The sequence below is a fragment of the Herpetosiphon gulosus genome (assembly GCF_039545135.1).
Classification (GTDB): domain Bacteria; phylum Chloroflexota; class Chloroflexia; order Chloroflexales; family Herpetosiphonaceae; genus Herpetosiphon; species Herpetosiphon gulosus.
Genome location: NZ_BAABRU010000049.1, coordinates 1 through 17542 on the forward strand (window position 1 = coordinate 1; position 17542 = coordinate 17542).

Sequence of the window (17542 nt, forward strand, 5' to 3'; positions counted from 1 at the left end):
GGATAAATAAATGGCTGCCGTTATGGCGCTCGCTGCCGTCGCTCTCGATGCTGCGGCGGGCTATAGCAAAACTATTGATTCCCTTTGCTGCAAGGGCGTTAACAGCGGCTTGGGCGGCTTCAATCCCGCCATGATCGTCGTCGGCGGTGACGAGCTGGGTCTGTTCGCCGTTGCTGAATAGGGCGGCATAGGTCGCTCCGCGTTTGCCTGCAAGGTGGGCGGCAAAGTGTGCGGGGGTGGGCTGGGTTTTGCTGCCTGCTTCAAAGCGCAACCAACGGCTGGTGCTGTGGAGTGGTTGCTGGCGGTACAGGTCGGTGCTATAGACGAGTGCCGCAACCAACGCGCTATAGAGGGCGCTGGCTTCTATCTTGCCATATTGCATGCTATAATTTTCCTCGCTGGTCTAATTCTTCTCTGATAGCTGTTCCTTGGCGTTTTGGGATGTCCGTATGGGATTTCCGCGAATATGTTCCCTGTGTAATAGCTTCGGAATAATTGGGCTGCTGTTGGTCGATGAGCGCGAAAGTTGTCTAGGCTTTTGGTGCGCTGATCGAGCGTCGGTTATTCGGAACATAAGCGCTGGTGGGCGACTGCGAATCGCCTACCAGCGCTTTGTTATTTGCCTACTGTTGCCGTTGTTTGTAACAGCCCTAAAGCATCACAAACATTCTTCACCCATGTAAATTTCACTCCCCCTGTGGTGTTGTATAGCTCGGTGCAAAGCTGCCGTCTACTGCTTACACTTCGGGCGGCTTCAATAATCCGGCGTTGTTCGGTAAATGGGATAATTTCATCCTCGAATGGCAAGGCGATTGTAGCACTTGGCCGATCATGATTTGAGGGTAAAAATGGGTCGGCGCTTCGTGTAGCGGTTTTTTGTAGCGCTGCGCTTTCTTGGCTTTGTGATGCCGTGTAGCGCCCTGTAGCACTTAGTGTAGCGCTTGGTGTTGGTGTAGCACCTGCGTTAACCGCTTCAAGCCCTATATTAAGTAAATTTGCTAAGACCTCGTGGTCATTATCAATACTCATTTTTGGCTTAATGTGTAAATCGTTTTTGGGTAGATTTGGTAGTTGGTTTAAGCAATAATCGCGGTGTTGATCGCTAATCAGCGACGTTCGTACATTGATGCCATCGCCCGATTGGACGAGGACAAACACCCCTCCTGCCCCGTTGCTAGGGCTGGGTAGCTTCGACGGTGCAACCAGTTTTCGCTCTGCTAATTCCTTCGCGGTCATGGTGGTGTTTGGTGCATCGCTGGAATCGAGCGGCTGGAACCCTGCCATACAGAGGCTTATCTGGCTGCGCCATTGGGTAGAGAAGTTACTGGCGTTTTGGGTGGCGATGATATAGCGTATCCCGAAGGCGCGGGCGGCGGTCAATTCTGCATTGAGCCATGAGGTGAGATTTTTTGATCCTACTGCATTTTCCAATAGCAATAGCTCGCTTATAAAGACAACCAGCATAGGGAGATCACCACCTTGGTAGTGATCCCACTTCGTTGCTTTGGCTTCTGCGAGAATCGCGCGGCGGCGTTGGCGTTCGGCGGTAAGCCGTGCCATCGCATCCCCGATCTGTTCTGGATCGGTGGCAACATGCCAGGCATGGGCTTTCTCTTGCCATCCCATCCAATCTAACCCTTTGCCGTCAATAATGGCGAAATTGACCTGTTGTGGTGTGTGGGTGAGGGCCAAACTAAGCAAAATATTTAAGGCGGCGTTGTCTTTGCCTGCGTCAGATTGTCCGCTGATCAGAATGTGGTTTATGTCCCCAACCAATCGGCCTGTTTGTAAAAAAACCTTGTTATGAGCCTTGTACCATCCCAACGGAATGCTATATGGTGGCTCCTGCTTAAGGTTATCAAGCGTGGCTTGAATCGTTGTTGGGGGTGCTTTTAGGGCTTGGCCTGCGCCTTCCAGCGCGATTGGCTCAAGCTGGATGTTCTTATTGATTGGCGGGGGTGGTGCAGTGGGTATGCTAGCACGCGCAGTTATAAGCTGCGCTTGGAGCTGGTTAATCTGCATTTTCAGCCGGAATACGTAGGCCGCTGCGCCAAATAGGAGCGCGATCATTAAGACAATGGTTTGTATCATAGCCATGTTGCTCCTGCCTCTTTGATCGCCACTCTTGCTAATTTCTCAGGAACAAAGGCAAAGGCAAGCGAGAGTGCAATCATAAAGACATGAAAGGGAATGCCGTCACTAGGGAGCGTTAGCCCTGTTGCTAATGGCAGGGTTCGGCCTGCTAAATCAAGGTTGAGTCCATACCACGAGGTAAGGACATCAAAGGCAAGAATAATCATAAAGAAGATGATTATCAGTGGTTTGCTCCCACGCTTGGGCATCAACCAAAGCTCAATAGCAGTAATAACGATAGGCAGTGCCCACCATTCCATGCCTCTGGCGTTGATGCCAAATAGCTGCAAGCCCTGTAGGGTATAGTTTGCGCCAATGAGCCATAGCAAAATGGCGCTGGCTGCGGCTCCCAATAAGGCTACAGTATACCCAATTTTGTTATAGGTATCGGTATTGATTTTGCGTGGTGTTGCGGCGCGTTTGGCTGGTTGTGTGGCTGGCTCGGCCTCGGCTGGCTGGCTCGGCTGGGCAATGGGGATGAGATCGGGTTGCATGACCAGCGATAGGGTCGTATTGACCTCTTTATTGGTCGTTTTCATGTGGGTGTTCCTTTCATCCTGCCACATGCCGTATAATGGCTATGTGGCGGTACTTTGTGCCGTTCGGATTGGGGGCTAGTCTAGGTTGCTTTCTGAGCTAGTCCCCAGCTTCTAAATTAAGCTTCGCTGCTATTTTCCCCCTTGGTCTCATTGTTATTTGTACTACCTCGATCCGTGTTCTGTCCGTGATCTGGAGTTTGATCATGGGTTGTTCCTTTCTTTCGTGGCCTGCCGCCTTTGCCCTGTCTGGTGGCTCGGTAATGGTCTAGCTCGGTTTTCGTGTACATCCAAAATCCTGCTATTTTTCGCCCAATTGATCCTTCTTTACGCAACGCAAAAATACGGCGTTCTGATATGCCTAAATATTTTGCTGCGCCAGGACCAAGCAGCAATTCATCTGGATCAATAAGGTTCATGGTTATTCTCTGTAAAACTATCCGTATACAATGATACAATGATAGATCATAATTTAGGGATTGTCTAGCTGGGTTGTGTAACAACTTAAGGGTTTTAGAGTATAGTTTGGTATCTGATAGATAACTATGATTAGATATGGGGAGCCGTTTTTCATAGCCAATCTTGGCACGAGCAGCGGGTCTTAACGAACATAAAGAGGGCTGAATACTGGCGAACATCTGTTCAATACACGTTTTCGGGGCTAGCCGGGTTAATCCTCAGGCACAAAACGACGCAAAATAGCATACGATATGGGACATATCATATGCTATTTTGCGTCGTTTTGTGCCTATATTTCCTCAATAAGTTTAATTTCTCGATAATATATGATAAATAGGTATAATCGAGAATATTAAAAATATTACTATTAATATTACTTGTATTCCTAATCTTGAATCACTGCCTATAAGTTGTTTCATTGTATCTTGATCAATAATTCCTGAAAACATTGTTGAGCCAATAACTGCAACTGGTATGTATTTCACTATTGTAACTGCATTTAGCTCACGATTACTAGGGTCAAGAGACTTTATCCAGATTAGAAGCGATGTTATCAATATTCCTGTAATTATATCTTGAAGAACAGTAGTTCCGCTACCTGTAATTGCTTCTAGTTCAGTACGATATTGCCTATAGAAAATGGGATATAGAGATATAAATACTAGAGAATAAAAAACAGATTCAATGGCTACTGTAAGTTCGGGTAGGTTTTTTCCATCGTAATTTAATTCTTTTGCAGCATGAATACAAAGGAACGCAGAGAATAATATATATACACATACTAAAATAGTTATAAATGTTTGTATTACTGTTAGGTTATATAAAGTATTATTTACCAATCTAAGTCTTATTGGTGATTTTGGTTCTCTAATTATTTGCAGAAATACGTCGTCTTCTAAATTTTCTACCCACAGTGCTATATCTGCGCTGTTTAATGAATTTGGAAGAGTTATATTTCTTCTTTTCTGCTTTGCATCGTTTATTATTTTATCCCTATACGATTCTCTTTTATCTTTTTCAACCAGATTAATATCTTCGTTAATAGATGTTATTGCATTCATTGCTCTTGTTGCATATAATGGTTCTAGTTTATCTAAACTAAATGATGATGTTGTATATACAGCAATTGTAATTATCCCAGAAATTATTATGCCAAATATTAATGATAATATCCATTCATCGTATATTCTGATTAAGGAATAATTTGATGGAATAATACTAATTAATTTTATCAAAATATATCTTAGGGATAAGAAGGTTAAAAAAGTTACTATGGGGAAAACAATAACCATAAACAAGAATTGATTTGGTGCATATCCCCACAGACGCATGATGCCCTTGGTTTTATGTACATACCTTAATGAATATATTATCGGATATATTGTTGCTATATATGTTATGATTGTACAAAAGATAACCCAAGTCATGTTGTTCCTCTTTTTTTTATTGTTTAGCATTACATTTTTCTTTCTTCCGATCTATAGTATAAATACAAGTACAATGATGACAATGCTCCTAATAAATGCCATATTGCATGACCTTGATATATGCTATATGGAGAACATATTATCTTGGTGATATCTGTTATCCATATAGCAAATGCAATTGCCATAGAGGTTATTGCAATCTTTATATATCTTGTATTTATATATGAATCAGATTTTTTTATATATAGCGTTTCCATAGCAAGTCCTATTACTATTATTATTGCAAAGGCGTACCTCCTTAATTCAGGTATGAATACAAGAAGCAATGCTAATAATATATTCGATAAAACATATGCTATTAGCATTATTTTTATTTTGTTTATTTTTCTCGAAATAACATATATTATCATAAATGTCGCTATCAAATACATTCCAAAAACATCCATAAATTGACCTATAAATGTTAGTGATGCATGATAAAATGTACTACCTATTCCAATAATAATTAGTGCAATGCCGAAAAGTATAGGAAATCCTATATACTTAGTAATAAAATTTTTATTTTTATTTTCTAATCTATCAGTAAATCCGAATCTTATTACTATCAATCCAGATAGAACAAATGATAATGACGACCAAGTATTGACTGGTTGTCTAATAATGCTATCCCTAATCGATTCACAGAAACAACTGGATGGAAAACATGTAGCGCTTTTCCATCCATTCCATGTATAATCGATTGTGTTTATAAAGGCAAGCATAAGGCAGAAAAGAGAGAATGCAATCAATGGATACTTAATAAATTTCAATTTAAACACTATACTTACTCCTATTAAATTTGCATATATCAATTAGTATGATTGGAAGAAAGTTGGGTTTACTCTAAATAGCCCAACAATTGATTATCGTTTATTTGACTATAAAACCAGTCATTTGGAATGTCAACAGTAGGGGCTGACTTGTATACCATATCGGTACTCTAACTCCCCGCCATGATCGCTACGACCCACTGCCGCCCAATTAAGTCCACCATCTATCAAGATACTGGAACAATACAAAGGCCATGATTGATTACCCAAAGAATCAATCATGGCCTTCGGTTTTTATGGGCATTAATCCCCTGTCGGTCGGGGCACTGGGTCTAATATTGTCCGGGGGCTGGCGCTGCTGCTCACCGAAGCCGCGTTTTAATCCCCTGCTAGTCGGGGCGCTGGGTCTAACGCGAATGCGCCAATTGCGGCGTTAAAAGCGGAATGTTTTAATCCCCTGTCGGTCGGGGCGCTGGTTCTAACTGTACGCCAAGAAGCAGCAAAAAATCAAAAGTCCTTAGTGTTTTAATCCCCTGTCGGTCGGGGCGCTGGTTCTAACCCTTGTGTGTCCACTTTTTGTACCAAGCCTGCTCCTGTAGTGGCCTGCTGGCGGGATGTCGTGCCATTAGTTGCAACGAAAGCATTACCAGCATTATTATGGTCAACTTGATTCATTGGCTTGGCTGGTTGTGTCCACATCGCTATCATCTCATGCGCGTCAAGTGTTCGGCGCTGCCCACCAGCTCCTATTTTTATTTAATTCCAGTATCTTGCTCGATGCTGGAATAAGCGCACGCCGTGGCGGCTGATGTGGCTCCCACGGCGTGTATAGCGGTGCTGATCTGCTTGGCCAATGCTCCACGTCAAGCCGATCTTGCTGGCCTGCTGTATCCTGCTCGACCCGCTGCGCTTGCTTAAATGTGCCATGCACGGGCTGAATCACCAACCCTTTTTGTAATACAGCTTAATTGCTCGTGGCTGATCGGGCTATGGTGTATCACAAAAAGGGTCACTAAGCCGCACAATGCAGATGGCTTGTCGTGTGTGTTGCAATTAATTCCAGCATCTTGCTCAATAAAATTATTGAGGATCTCCAATATTCATTTCGGATAAAATTTGCGCCCAAAGCATACGATGATGCATCTGAACGTCAATATCTTCGTTTATCTGCTGGGTATAATATTCTATAAATATATCTGGATTTTCTAAGAGCCGAAGGTAATACCATAGTGTACGATTTAATCCATTTGGGATAACTTGGCATCCTGTTTGGGTTCGAATTTCATCACACACCTCTTGGATTTCAGAATGATTTTCGAGGGCGATGTATTGATCCTCAGTCGATAAAATATAATATCGGTCAACATTTTGTCCTCCAAACTTGCGTGTCAGCTCACGCAACATTGATGGCGTAATTTGATGTCCTGACTTTACTTCGACAGCTTCGTAAGGTGTTCCATCTTCCCTGTCAACTTGAATATCACCTATCCATCCCTTTTTATCATTTCCTGTATGTCTATTGGGAGACCGCAGAATCATCCCTGTATAACGTGTAACTTGTGGCATAAGAGCCTTATAAATGGCGTAGATGGCTAGTACTGGTAAACGGGATCGTCCGTTGCCAATTGCATCCTTGTGATATCTCAATACTGCTTGCCATATTTCTTCAATCGTGAGTCCTTGCGGTTGATTATATTCAAATACTGGCACTTTTCTATTTAGCCTGTCGAGTGCCAAAAGGAGAACGATAATGGGGAATGGATCAATGCCTTCTTCTTGTACGGCATGTATAATTCCAAGATACGATTCTTTTGTTCCCTTCCCCCTGCTATTAGCACTATGACCAAACGTGTGCGGCTCAGGCCTTTCCCAGTTCCTACCGCTTTCCATTCCACTTGTCGCACAATGGGTAAAGTTATATTTTTTTAGAAGGGGCGTTATATGAATTTGATCAACCGATCTATTAGAATAACCACCAACAAGTTTTTCCTGTGCCATTCGAATATCTTGTTTAGGATTAATAAGTTTTTGGAATAAACCTGTGAGTAAAATACTGTAAATATATTTGCTTTTATTAAGGTTATTAATTATAGTTTCAACTCCATCTTTTATCGTCTTTTGTGTTTCTATAATTAATCCATTTATATTGTCCTTCAATTTGTGATGTAAAGATTTATTATTATCTAAATGATATTTTATTTCATCATCGGGTTTTTCGGAATTATATATGATTTCGGCTTTTTGAATAGCTTTTGCAAAATGTATTTGATATTGGTTATCCATTAAATAGACTCCTTCCAAGAAACAGAAACCTGTTTATTAATATTTATAGTAAATGGGTAGCAACAACGAAAGTATCCTTTAGGGATATTAATATTAGTCTGATTGACACGTACATCAAAACGAAGAAGACGTAACTCCTGAATAACATCAATAGGATTACTAATATTTAATTCATAAAAGCCTGGAATATCAGATAATGCAGATATAGGTAGCAACTTAGAACAGGAATCAAATACACTAAACTTCTTTGCAAAGTTAATAAAAAAAGAAGGTTTTGTTGTTGTTATATTCATTTCTAAAGAAAAACTTGGATAAGGTTCGGTAAAATGTCCATACACATCCATCATGGTTTGATAACTAGAGCACAAATTAATAACATCCTCGATGGAATCCCACATAACGGGTATACCTTGATCTGAATCACAATATAGATTACACTCAATTTTGTTTATGCCATTACCGATATGCTCATAAAAAGATAATATGTATTGAACTTGATGATTTACACTAACAACTCCATTTTTAATCTCAAAAATGTTAATATTATATGTATTATCTTTTCTATCCTCAGAAATACGATACAAACAGCCTTTATCTATATTAACTTGATAATCATATTTAAATCTTTGCTTATTTGATAAATAATGAAAATAATGAGTATTAGATATATTGATACTAGGATATACATCATCAAAACTAAATAAACTTGATTGGCCTACGGGGGCAGATATTAATCGTTTAGATCTAGTTGCCCGGGCCTTCCGTGATTTTCGACTATCAAACGATAATTCTTCCTGTTCATCAATTAAATCTATACCCAAATTGAATCCAAAAATTTGTTGCTTTACAGCCTCGGCTAAACGCTCAGCAAATATAGGGGGAACAGAATTGCCAATTTGTTTCAAAATCGACCCAGTTCCTCCCACAAATTCGTAATCGTCTGGAAATGATTGGAGTCTTTTGAACTCATCCACCGTAAATTTACGATTCTCCCAATGGAAAGGGCCTGAATAAGCCCCTAATTTAGCAACAATCGTTCTTACGGGTTTCGATGGATCAGCCTTATAAAGAAAGTCTGAAAATCGCGATCTCCATGCAAATGAAGGAGTCGGATGACCCATCTCTTTGGTGAAATGAAGATAGTTACTCCCAGGAGGAACTTCCTTAAGTAAGTTTGAATACTTACCTTCAAATTTCAGCTCGGGCTGTTGTATTGCTTGGAGATCAAGTATAGCCTCCAGCGCTGTAACATGAGGAGCGCCAACTGCCGCATCAGGGCCATGTGTTGGCCTAGGGAATTTTATCCCGTTGTTTCCCTCGCGAGTACCAACCATTATCAAACGTTCCCTATGTTGAGGAACACCATAATCTGCGGTATCCAATACACGATATGAAATATTATATCCAATATCTCGAAATGCAGAAGTAATTCGTCTCCAATCTTCGCCCTTATGAGAGCTTAAAATACCTCGGACATTTTCAAATAAAAACCCATGTGGTTTAAAATAGCTAACCAAACGACAATAGTGCTCAAAGAGTTCACCACGCTCATCATAGGTTCCTGCTGCTCCTCCTGCCCTTCTACCAATTGCGGAAAAGCTTTGGCATGGGGGGCCTCCAATAATAAAATCTACAGGTTCTCGAGTAATATCCAAAGGATTAATTTTTGTGATATCTTGGTTGATAATTTTACAATCCCTCTCAAAATATTGGCCAATATTTTTTTCCAATGTCTTACAGGCAAGATTATCAATCTCAACACATGCCAATATATGAAAACCAGCACGGTGAAATCCAATATCTAATCCGCCGCCACCAGAAAAAAGAGAAATCGTTCGAATAGGGTTAACGCTATTTATCATTATTCCAATCCACCACTATTTGCCAGCAAGGCTAGCATTATATACATTATTCAAGACGGCGAGTACAGCGCACAACAGGGGCATAGCGGAACAATCACCATATACAAATCATAGAAGGCATGCTACGTTTTTTACAATATCACTTAACTATACTTGAATAATCGCACCATGGTGGATCACAAAAAGGGTTACTAAGCCACGTAATGCAGCTGACTTGGCAGGGATTTTGCAATTAAGTCCAGTATCTTGCTCGATGGTGGAATAAAAAAGCATACCGATTGTAGAGTGGGTTGGTGTCGTAGCAATACGGGCATTGGGCGGATTCGTCGAGGGGATGGTTTTTTTCTTTTGTGGGGAAGGGGGTTTGGGGGAAACGTTCCTTTTGGAAAGCCAAAAGGGAAGTGTTTCCCCCAATACGGGCTAGTAGCGCTTGAAGATGCGGGCATAGAAGCCCGATTCACGCAGCAGCTCATCAGGAATATTGAGCATGAGATCAATCACATAATGCGTCGGATCTTTCTCAAGCAGAATGTTCATTAAGTCAATCAGGAAGGGATATAACTCCAAATACACTGCCGTGTTGCCAACAACATGCTTCGCTTCGGTTTGTACCACTGGTGGGGCCAGCTCGGCGGCGTGCGTAGTGACCATGAATAGCTCCTTGCAGCGCTTGTTAAGAACAAAACGCCGCGATTAGCGGCATGGTGCAGGCATGTTGCGGGGATGTGCTATGATCGGCCTGCACCAGTGCCTCGAACACTGGTGCAATTGGCGCGGCTGGGGTGGACTAGACCCTAGCCGCGTTGTAACATCATGTACATTGCGTGATCATCATAGCAGTATGGCCATGGCTCGTCAATCAATGGGGATAGCTTGCGCCGTACCCATGCTCCTGATAGGTCAACAGCCGATCAATCCGCAATTCCGTATAGGGGTGAACCATCCCATGAAAATAGGGAATTGCCATATCAAACGGTTGGGCGTATACCTCCAAAAATTCCGCTAATACATCGGCTTGGCCAAGCTGGGCGGCGTAGCGATCTGCATCGTACTCCCGCGCCCGCCAATACCGCACCCACAGCGGGGTCATTGCCCAAATACCAACCCCACCGCCCATAAACGACAAGAGCAGAATCAACCATGAGCGGATACATCCGGCTTGCTTGCGGGCGTGACTGGCAACCAGCGGATCGGCGCTGTATATCTCGCCTGCAAGGCCATACGAAAATGCCCGAAACAGGGGGACAACCAGCCGATTTAAGCCTAAAACAAACCTGCCATCGCTGCTGTTGAGGTGGCCTAGCTCGTGGCCAACAATCGCCGCTAGGTACGGGCTTGCAAAGAGATTATGGGCAAGATACAACGTTTGGCCAATGACAAACGCGCTTGGCACGGGAACATCAAGGGCATACACCCATTTTGGGGCGTTGGTGGTGGACGGCAACTGGGCAAGCGCTTGATTAAGCGCATCCCGTTCGCGCTGGCTCAGGATACGTGCGCCAAGCTGGCGGCGGGTCGCAAAACCGCCACCGGGCAAACCTACCACATTCAACACTGACCACATCAGCGGGCCATAGCCAACAATGAGCGCTAACCAATGGCTGGTTGGGTCGCTCAACACGAGGCTAAAACAGGCAAACATCACCCGCCAACGCACCCATGCGCTGGCGGTTTCAATCGCGACGGTCACACCATAGAACAGATAACCCATAAAGCGGGGCATGCTGGCTCCTCTCTCCCTAAATAAAGTCATCCGCTCCATCGGCTTGGTTTGGGGCATTGCTGGGCGTAGCGGCCTTCGTAGGCGCTCCATGGGCAAGCGCTGGCGTTGGCTCCGTCCGTGCTGGCGCAAGCGGGCGAGCTGCGGCGGCGGCGTGGGGAACAGCAGGGCTAGCACGCCGAACCAGCACAGGCGCGTTGGGGTTGTTCGCGCTCATCCATTGCAGCGCTAAATCAAGGTGGGTTGTGCCGATCTTGTTCCAATCGAGCACTGGCGCTTGCTGCACCTTGATATGAGCAACACGGCCACGATTGATAATGTAGGCTCCTCCAAGCGGCAACTGGGCTACTTTGGTGGGGTCAATCACCGATTTATCAACATACCGCGCGATCCCGTTGGGGTTCGGTTTGGTATCCATGTGGCGGCTGACATCGAGCACGGGCTGCATCCCCCCCAACGCGGCCACCTCGCGCGGATCATTCATCCGCTGGAGATAAATTGTCACATTGCCTAAAATCCGCTTCTGGAGTCGATCATCCCCTAACGCGGCGGTCGTTTGCGACGCAAGAATCACAATCCCCCCGTGCGATCGGACCAGCTCCATGAGATTCACCACGTTTTCCGAGCCAAACGCGCTAAACTCATCGAAAAACACCACAGTACGGCGGTTGCGCTGCTTGCGCGTCGCAAAATAGTGCTTTAAATCCTCGATCAAAAAGCGGGCGATAGCATCAACATCGCGGCTGGCCTCAAGCACGGGTAGGCCAAAGTAGGCCGCGCGGACATCCTCAAACGCCCAGCCTGCACCGCTAATCGTGCTAAATTTCCGTGCCACGTTGTTAAAGCGCATCACCACGCTATTGGCATCCTGTCGCTTGATGCGCTGGATGGATTGCAAGCTGGTGGGATCGTTGGCGTAATACTGCAATAAATAGTCATAATCGAGGCGCTGCGCTACTTCGTCGAACGTGCGCGGCAAGCCATCACCCGCATTCATCCCTAACCATACATATTCTTCGGTTAGCTCGGCGTAGTAGGCGCTGGCTCCCTCGGTGCCAAGCACGGGAATCGTCAAGAGCCGATTATGCACGCTGCGGGCATCACCACGAAAGCCATTAAAGGGGCTATCGGGGTACATTTTGCAGGTTCGGCCATACTCGGCCATTAATCCGGCAAAATAAAATTTCAGATCGGCGGTCGGCTTGGGGTCGATGAAAAAGATGTCATAGTCGGTTTGGCTAGCAAAAATCGCCGCTAACCGTTTCAAGGTTTCGGTTTTGCCTGCACCACTCCCCCCAAGCACCAACCCATGCAAATTCGCGCTGCTCGCTCCTGTGCGAAGGTAGAGCTTTTGGCCTTTGCGCTCAAAGTCGGCTGGCTCGGTTCCCATACTCACAATCGCGCCTAAAGCAGCATTGTCAACACCTTTTTTCAGCGCCTTCTCGGCACCTTTCCACAGTTTCCGCTCCTGTGCTGCCACTTTGTCAGCTTGGGCCTGCTCGGCCTCGTCGAGCTTCTCCTGAATACTCTTAGGCCGAACAACGTCCCACATAATCGCCGCAGCGGGCGCAAGTGGCCATGTGAAACCCCAAAATGCCAGCACATGATCCCACGTATACGACCATGCCCCTCTGTGCTAACATGAGTGAGACAGATCTGGGATTATGATCTTAAGTCGAGGGCCGCAAGGAGTTCCCATGGCCAGCAAAAAACCAACGTCCGACGAGACCACCCATGACCCCGAAGTGCGGCCCAAAGCTGCCCGCACCCACTGGAGTGCCCGCGACCGCCTGCGCATTCTGGCCGCTGCCGATGCGTGCGCCCCCGGCGAACTTGGTGCCTTGATGCGCCGCGAGGGGATTTACTCCTCGCACCTCGCTCGCTGGCGACGACAACGGGCCGAGGGCGAACTGGCCGCACTCACCCCCAAACGCAAAGCCGCACCCACGCCCGAAGCCCAGCGCCAGACCGCCGAACTCGCCCGCCTCCGCCGCGAAAATCAGCGGCTCCAGGCCAAACTGGCCCAAGCCGAGGTGATCATCGATGTTCAAAAAAAGCTTGCAACCCTGTTGGGGATCACGCTCCCAGCGCCGCCGACCGACGCACAGGATTAATCACGGCGGTGGCCGATCTGGCTCCGACCATGGGCATTGCCGCCGCCTGTCGGGCACTCGGTGTCCCGCGCAGCGCCGTCTATCGAGCTGCCCAGCCCGCTCCCACAGCGGTTCCGCGTCGTCGTCCTGCGCGTGCGCTCATGCCCAATGAGGTCGCCCACATTCGCGCGGTGCTCAACAGTGATCGCTTTGCCGACTGCACGCCACGCCAGATTTACGCCACCTTGCTCGACGAGGGAACCTATCTGTGCCATTGGCGCACAATGTACCGGATTCTGGCCGCCCATCGCGAAGTCCGGGAACGCCGCAACCAACTGCGCCACCCGACCTATGCCGCGCCGGAATTGTTGGCCACGAAGCCAAACCAGCTCTGGAGTTGGGATATCACCAAGTTCAAAGGCCCAACCACCTGGTCATACTTCTATGCGTATGTGATTCTGGATGTCTTCAGCCGCTGCATTGTGGGCTGGATGGTGATGGAGCGCGAATCGGCGGTCTTGGCCGAGCAGTGTATCGCCGACACGTATCACCGTGAGGGCATTCAGCCGAACCAACTCACGCTGCACGCCGACAATGGCAGTGCCATGACCGCCAAACCCGTGGCCCAATTATTGGCCGATTTGGGGGTGACCAAAACCCATAGCCGACCACACGTCTCGAACGACAACCCGTACTCGGAAGCCCAGTTCAAGACCACCAAATATCGGCCTGATTTTCCGGATCGGTTTGGGAGTCTCATGGATGCGCGGGCGTGGATGCGGGCGTTTGTGCAGTGGTACAACCACGAGCACTGTCACAGCGGGATTGGCTTGCTGCCGCCAGCGGTGGTGCATCGTGGGCAGGCCAACGCGATGACGACGGCGCGGCAGCAGGTGCTGGCGACGGCCTATGCGGCCCACCCCGAACGCTTTGTGCGGGGAACACCGCGCCCACCGCGTGTTCCGGAAGCCGTGTGGATTAACCGCCCAGTCGGGCCAAGTGATCCGTCGATCGCGGTGGCATTGCGCGAATAATCCTTCTTTAATAGTCCGTTTGCTCCGTTGTCATCTGTTTCACCGTGCTTGACACATTCCGTGCTTTCATCCGGCGATGCCGATCAAATGCCTTAAATTCCGCTTTAAACGGCTCCACATATACCAAGACAAACAACGCAAGCCCGATTAACGCCAAGCTCCCTGCTAAGGCTTTCCGCTCCTTCACAAGCTTGATACATCCCAACATCAGTACGGCGGCGGGTAGGGCAAAAAAGGCTAGTACAACGGCGGCTGCAAAGAATCCAAAAATCAACCCACCTACGCCGTCTGTTCGTCCCTCGGTTTTTTCACTCATTGCTCACCTCGTGGTATGTCATAAATCCGAATATGCGCCGCTAAATCGGCGCGGCTGCTCACAATCGCCTCTAAATGCGGCTTGATCGTCGGGGTCGTAAAGTAGGCAACTTTCAGCTTTTGCGTGTGGACCAGGTGCAACATGATTTGGGTTGTACGCTCGGTTCCCTTGTAGCTCCGTTCGACCTCGACGGCGGTTGGCACTGCATCGGCGGCAATCTGCCATAACCCATCCGCTAAATGGTGCGCCTTCGGCGGCTCTAGTCCCTTCTCGCGGGCCGCTCGCTGCCGCTGCGCTTGCTCCTTCAATAACTGCCGCTCGCTTGTCCATATGCCATTGGGGCGGCTCGCCTCCAACGACAAGCGCACGGCATTAACTGCGCGGATATGCTCAATTTTTGCCAGCGTTGGCTCCCATGGCCGATAGTCGATCCCCATGTCGTCTAATCCGCGCCGTGTCACCCATACCAGTGGCCGCTCCCGCACAATCAGCACCCGACCCTCGGCCCATCCTGCTTTCTTCCATCGCTGCATTAACCGTCGTGCGGCATGCTCGGTCGCGCCGATCAACTCCGCTAATTGATCGATCGGGATCGCGTATTGTTCCGCAATCCATCGCAAGAGCTGCATGTCTCGCTCGGTCGCGCGGATCGTCCCTGCATCACTGCGCGGCATGAAACTCCTTTCGTGGTGTCCTCCGCGCGTCGGGGGATCACCCTATTAAAGAAAATAGCGCGTAGCGCATCCGTATTCTGGGCGCACGGCAAAGGCGTAAGTGGCCCCCGTTATGGCACGATCTGGCGGTCTCCACCACACCCGATTAACTGCCCTGCCCCATGGATTTCGTGCCACGTCGCCGCGCCCGCTTGCTCCAACGTTGCGAGGAGCTACTGCACCACAGCAACCAAGCAAGTCACGAAGTGACCTGTCGTCAGACAGCCCGTAGGGTTGCGCTGCCCATAAGAACGATCCCGTTAAGCCGTGTATTTTTTCCCGTAGGGTGGGCGTAGCCCATATCACGAAGTGATGAAAAAATAGGCAGGGTCGTTCGTTGGGGTTCGGAGTAAGCGGGCGCGGCGTAGCCGTGCCGTGCGCCACCAGGGGCGCATACCGTTTGAATATCCCTTGGCGCAAGCGATAGCGCAGCGGGGCTTTAGCCCTTTACCAAGGGATATTCAAACGGTTGGGTTGTAGCAAAAATATCGCGAATACATACGCACATGCCAATTAAACCCATCACAAAACCCCTATCAAGTTACCGCGAGACTATCATAGCATATTCTATAAGGTTCTTGCGAGGAGTTTATCGCGGCGGGTTGACGGCTGCGGGGTCGAATTGGTCGCGGCTCGCTGCTCTAATTCGGCTAAACGCTCCTTCGCTCGCTTGTACTCCTGCCACAAGCGACCGCTGTTTTTTGCCGCGAATGCTTGACGGCGCAGGTCGGTTAATGCCTGGCGAGCTGCCGCCAAATCATGCGGGGTTTCGGCCAAATCGGCAGCGGTGCGGATCGCTTTGCGTGGGCGAACAAACCGCAAGGATTCAATACTCACTTGGCCAAGTGGCTCACTCGATGATTGGCCAATGAATGGGGTTGTCGGTTGGATGGTTGGATGGTTGGCTGGCTGGTTGACTGGCTGGATCGTTGTTCCAAGCGCTGTCAACACATCCGCTAGGTTGCTTGCGGGTGTCCACCAGCTTGGCGGGGCGAGTATGCCACACTGCCAAAAAAGATCAGACGGCATGGCATCCCCAAGCTGCTTGTACAACCATTCCCAAAAATCAAAGCGTTGGGTTTGGGCGATCTCCCGTTCCGCTGCCCATACAAGGTCAAAAATGATATTAAAGTCATAGTGGTTTGCGCTGCACCAGTGCCGCAACGCTCCCCGATCATAGGCGCTGCGGGCTGCACTCAGCTCCTCGGCAGTCAAACGCACGGGTTCAAACGGGGCGGGGTTGAGATCACTATTAAAGAAAAAAGGTTTTGTGGTGTCTGTTACGTCAACCTGCACGATTGCTGTTTTTTCTTCTTTAATAGTCTCTATTAAAGGGTTTGAAGGTTTTTCCAATTCGGGCACGATTGCGGCGGGCTGGGGCGGCTCGTAGCGCATATTGAGTACGCCCCGCGCGGCGTTGATGGCCTCGTGGTAGTTTCCGCCGTGCTGGATGGTCTGAAAGAGGCTAAACGCGGTGTAGGGTCGGCCTTGGTTGTGATACTGGCAGGCTGGCGCATTGAAATAGGCATGCTTGCCCTCGCGATCAACCCCAATACTGGCAGTTTTGTCGCCGTTGTGGTGGTTTCCACATGAGCAATGATAATTCCGGCATCCTCGCCGCCGATAACCTGCCCAATTGAACACTTCATGCACGCCGTAGGTTTCGTTGAATGTCCGTACAACGTCCTGATGCGATCCGGTGCTGATTGGGGCGCTGCGGCGTGATTGGGTGGCCTGTGGCGCATCCTGTCGCGTCTCGGCGGGGGTATGGTGGCTGAATATGGTGGCACTGGTTGGTTCGTAGTCCGCTGCGGCCAAAAGCTCTAAGCCATGGTCGGGGCTGGCGAGTGGGTGCGGTGGCTGGTTGGCCTGTATGAGCGTCCCGTAGGCGTGGCCGTGGGGGGTGCGGCGGTGGTGGCCAAAGGGAAACATCGACTTGCCAAGGATTTCACTGGTACTGTAGCCCGTGTGCTTAAGCAGCGCGGCAAGCGTTCGGCGGGCGGCGGTGGTGCTGATCGGGCTATCCAGTGGGATAAATAAATGGCTGCCGTTATGGCGCTCGCTGCCGTCGCTCTCGATGCTGCGGCGGGCTATAGCAAAACTATTGATTCCCTTTGCTGCAAGGGCGTTAACAGCGGCTTGGGCGGCTTCAATCCC

The 17542-nt window shown here is 48.2% G+C and carries 15 protein-coding genes; 1 reads left to right on the forward strand and 14 read right to left on the reverse strand.

Annotation, left to right across the window (positions count from 1 at the left end; all coding sequences use genetic code 11):
- The 11 genes from ABEB26_RS25785 to ABEB26_RS25835 all read right to left on the reverse strand — a co-directional run.
- Positions 1 to 382: hypothetical protein (locus ABEB26_RS25785; RefSeq protein WP_345724966.1), on the reverse strand; the 382-nt coding region annotated here is incomplete at its 3' end.
- Positions 383 to 615: 233 nt separating this feature from the next.
- On the reverse strand, positions 616 to 1824 hold the full coding sequence (locus ABEB26_RS25790; protein WP_345724967.1) for an FtsK/SpoIIIE domain-containing protein: 1209 nt from the start codon (positions 1822 to 1824) through the stop codon (positions 616 to 618).
- A gap of 263 nt (positions 1825 to 2087) precedes the next feature.
- Positions 2088 to 2672: a hypothetical protein gene (locus ABEB26_RS25795; protein ID WP_345724968.1), complete on the reverse strand. Its 585-nt coding sequence runs from the start codon at positions 2670 to 2672 to the stop codon at positions 2088 to 2090.
- A gap of 116 nt (positions 2673 to 2788) precedes the next feature.
- A complete protein-coding gene (locus tag ABEB26_RS25800; protein WP_345724969.1) occupies positions 2789 to 3088 on the reverse strand; it encodes a helix-turn-helix domain-containing protein in 300 nt (99 codons plus the stop codon).
- Between the two features lie 348 nt (positions 3089 to 3436).
- Entirely contained in the window at positions 3437 to 4555 is a 1119-nt protein-coding gene (locus ABEB26_RS25805; protein ID WP_345724970.1) for a hypothetical protein, read from the reverse strand.
- Positions 4556 to 4584: 29 nt separating this feature from the next.
- Positions 4585 to 5373, reverse strand: a complete 789-nt coding sequence (locus tag ABEB26_RS25810) for a ceramidase domain-containing protein (protein ID WP_345724971.1) — start codon at positions 5371 to 5373, stop codon at positions 4585 to 4587.
- Between the two features lie 1071 nt (positions 5374 to 6444).
- Positions 6445 to 7647, reverse strand: coding sequence for a hypothetical protein (locus tag ABEB26_RS25815; RefSeq protein ID WP_345724972.1), 1203 nt, complete (start codon positions 7645 to 7647; stop codon positions 6445 to 6447).
- Positions 7647 to 9509 carry a DNA cytosine methyltransferase gene (locus tag ABEB26_RS25820; RefSeq protein WP_345724973.1) on the reverse strand — a complete coding sequence of 621 codons (1863 nt, stop codon included), beginning with the start codon at positions 9507 to 9509 and terminating at the stop codon, positions 7647 to 7649. The genes ABEB26_RS25815 and ABEB26_RS25820 overlap by 1 nt, the downstream gene beginning before the upstream one ends.
- Positions 9510 to 9929: 420 nt before the next feature.
- A complete protein-coding gene (locus tag ABEB26_RS25825; protein ID WP_345724974.1) occupies positions 9930 to 10160 on the reverse strand; it encodes a hypothetical protein in 231 nt (76 codons plus the stop codon).
- A 208-nt stretch (positions 10161 to 10368) separates the two neighbouring features.
- A complete protein-coding gene (locus ABEB26_RS25830) occupies positions 10369 to 11232 on the reverse strand; it encodes a M48 family metalloprotease (RefSeq protein ID WP_345724975.1) in 864 nt (287 codons plus the stop codon).
- Between the two features lie 16 nt (positions 11233 to 11248).
- Entirely contained in the window at positions 11249 to 12832 is a 1584-nt protein-coding gene (locus ABEB26_RS25835) for a type IV secretory system conjugative DNA transfer family protein (RefSeq protein ID WP_345724976.1), read from the reverse strand.
- A 94-nt stretch (positions 12833 to 12926) separates the two neighbouring features.
- Here ABEB26_RS25835 and ABEB26_RS25840 point away from each other — a divergent pair.
- Positions 12927 to 14356, forward strand: a protein-coding gene (locus tag ABEB26_RS25840; protein ID WP_486348335.1) for an IS3 family transposase whose coding sequence is annotated in 2 segments (ribosomal slippage) — positions 12927 to 13290 and positions 13290 to 14356 — 1431 coding nt in all. Because the reading frame shifts where the segments join, the coding sequence is not laid out codon by codon here.
- Positions 14357 to 14363: 7 nt separating this feature from the next.
- On the opposite strand, the gene ABEB26_RS25845 is transcribed toward ABEB26_RS25840, so the two are convergent.
- The 3 genes from ABEB26_RS25845 to ABEB26_RS25855 form a co-directional block, all read right to left on the reverse strand.
- Positions 14364 to 14672, reverse strand: coding sequence for a hypothetical protein (locus ABEB26_RS25845; protein WP_345724978.1), 309 nt, complete (start codon positions 14670 to 14672; stop codon positions 14364 to 14366).
- Positions 14669 to 15301: a hypothetical protein gene (locus tag ABEB26_RS25850; RefSeq protein WP_345724979.1), complete on the reverse strand. Its 633-nt coding sequence runs from the start codon at positions 15299 to 15301 to the stop codon at positions 14669 to 14671. The genes ABEB26_RS25845 and ABEB26_RS25850 overlap by 4 nt, the downstream gene beginning before the upstream one ends.
- Before the next feature lie 651 nt (positions 15302 to 15952).
- Positions 15953 to 17542, reverse strand: a 1590-nt coding sequence (locus ABEB26_RS25855; RefSeq protein WP_345724980.1) for a hypothetical protein, incomplete at its 5' end; no start/stop codon positions are given.

Bases quoted from the DNA above. Each gene is read 5' to 3' on its own strand.
- ABEB26_RS25850 (WP_345724979.1), bottom strand. From the start codon at position 15,301: ATGCAGCTCTTGCGATGGATTGCGGAACAATACGCGATCCCGATCGAT.
- ABEB26_RS25805 (WP_345724970.1), bottom strand. From the start codon at position 4,555: ATGACTTGGGTTATCTTTTGTACAATCATAACATATATAGCAACAATA.
- ABEB26_RS25825 (WP_345724974.1), bottom strand. From the start codon at position 10,160: ATGGTCACTACGCACGCCGCCGAGCTGGCCCCACCAGTGGTACAAACC.
- ABEB26_RS25795 (WP_345724968.1), bottom strand. From the start codon at position 2,672: ATGAAAACGACCAATAAAGAGGTCAATACGACCCTATCGCTGGTCATG.
- ABEB26_RS25800 (WP_345724969.1), bottom strand. From the start codon at position 3,088: ATGAACCTTATTGATCCAGATGAATTGCTGCTTGGTCCTGGCGCAGCA.
- ABEB26_RS25830 (WP_345724975.1), bottom strand. From the start codon at position 11,232: ATGCCCCGCTTTATGGGTTATCTGTTCTATGGTGTGACCGTCGCGATT.
- ABEB26_RS25820 (WP_345724973.1), bottom strand. From the start codon at position 9,509: ATGATAAATAGCGTTAACCCTATTCGAACGATTTCTCTTTTTTCTGGT.
- ABEB26_RS25845 (WP_345724978.1), bottom strand. From the start codon at position 14,672: ATGAGTGAAAAAACCGAGGGACGAACAGACGGCGTAGGTGGGTTGATT.
- ABEB26_RS25815 (WP_345724972.1), bottom strand. From the start codon at position 7,647: ATGGATAACCAATATCAAATACATTTTGCAAAAGCTATTCAAAAAGCC.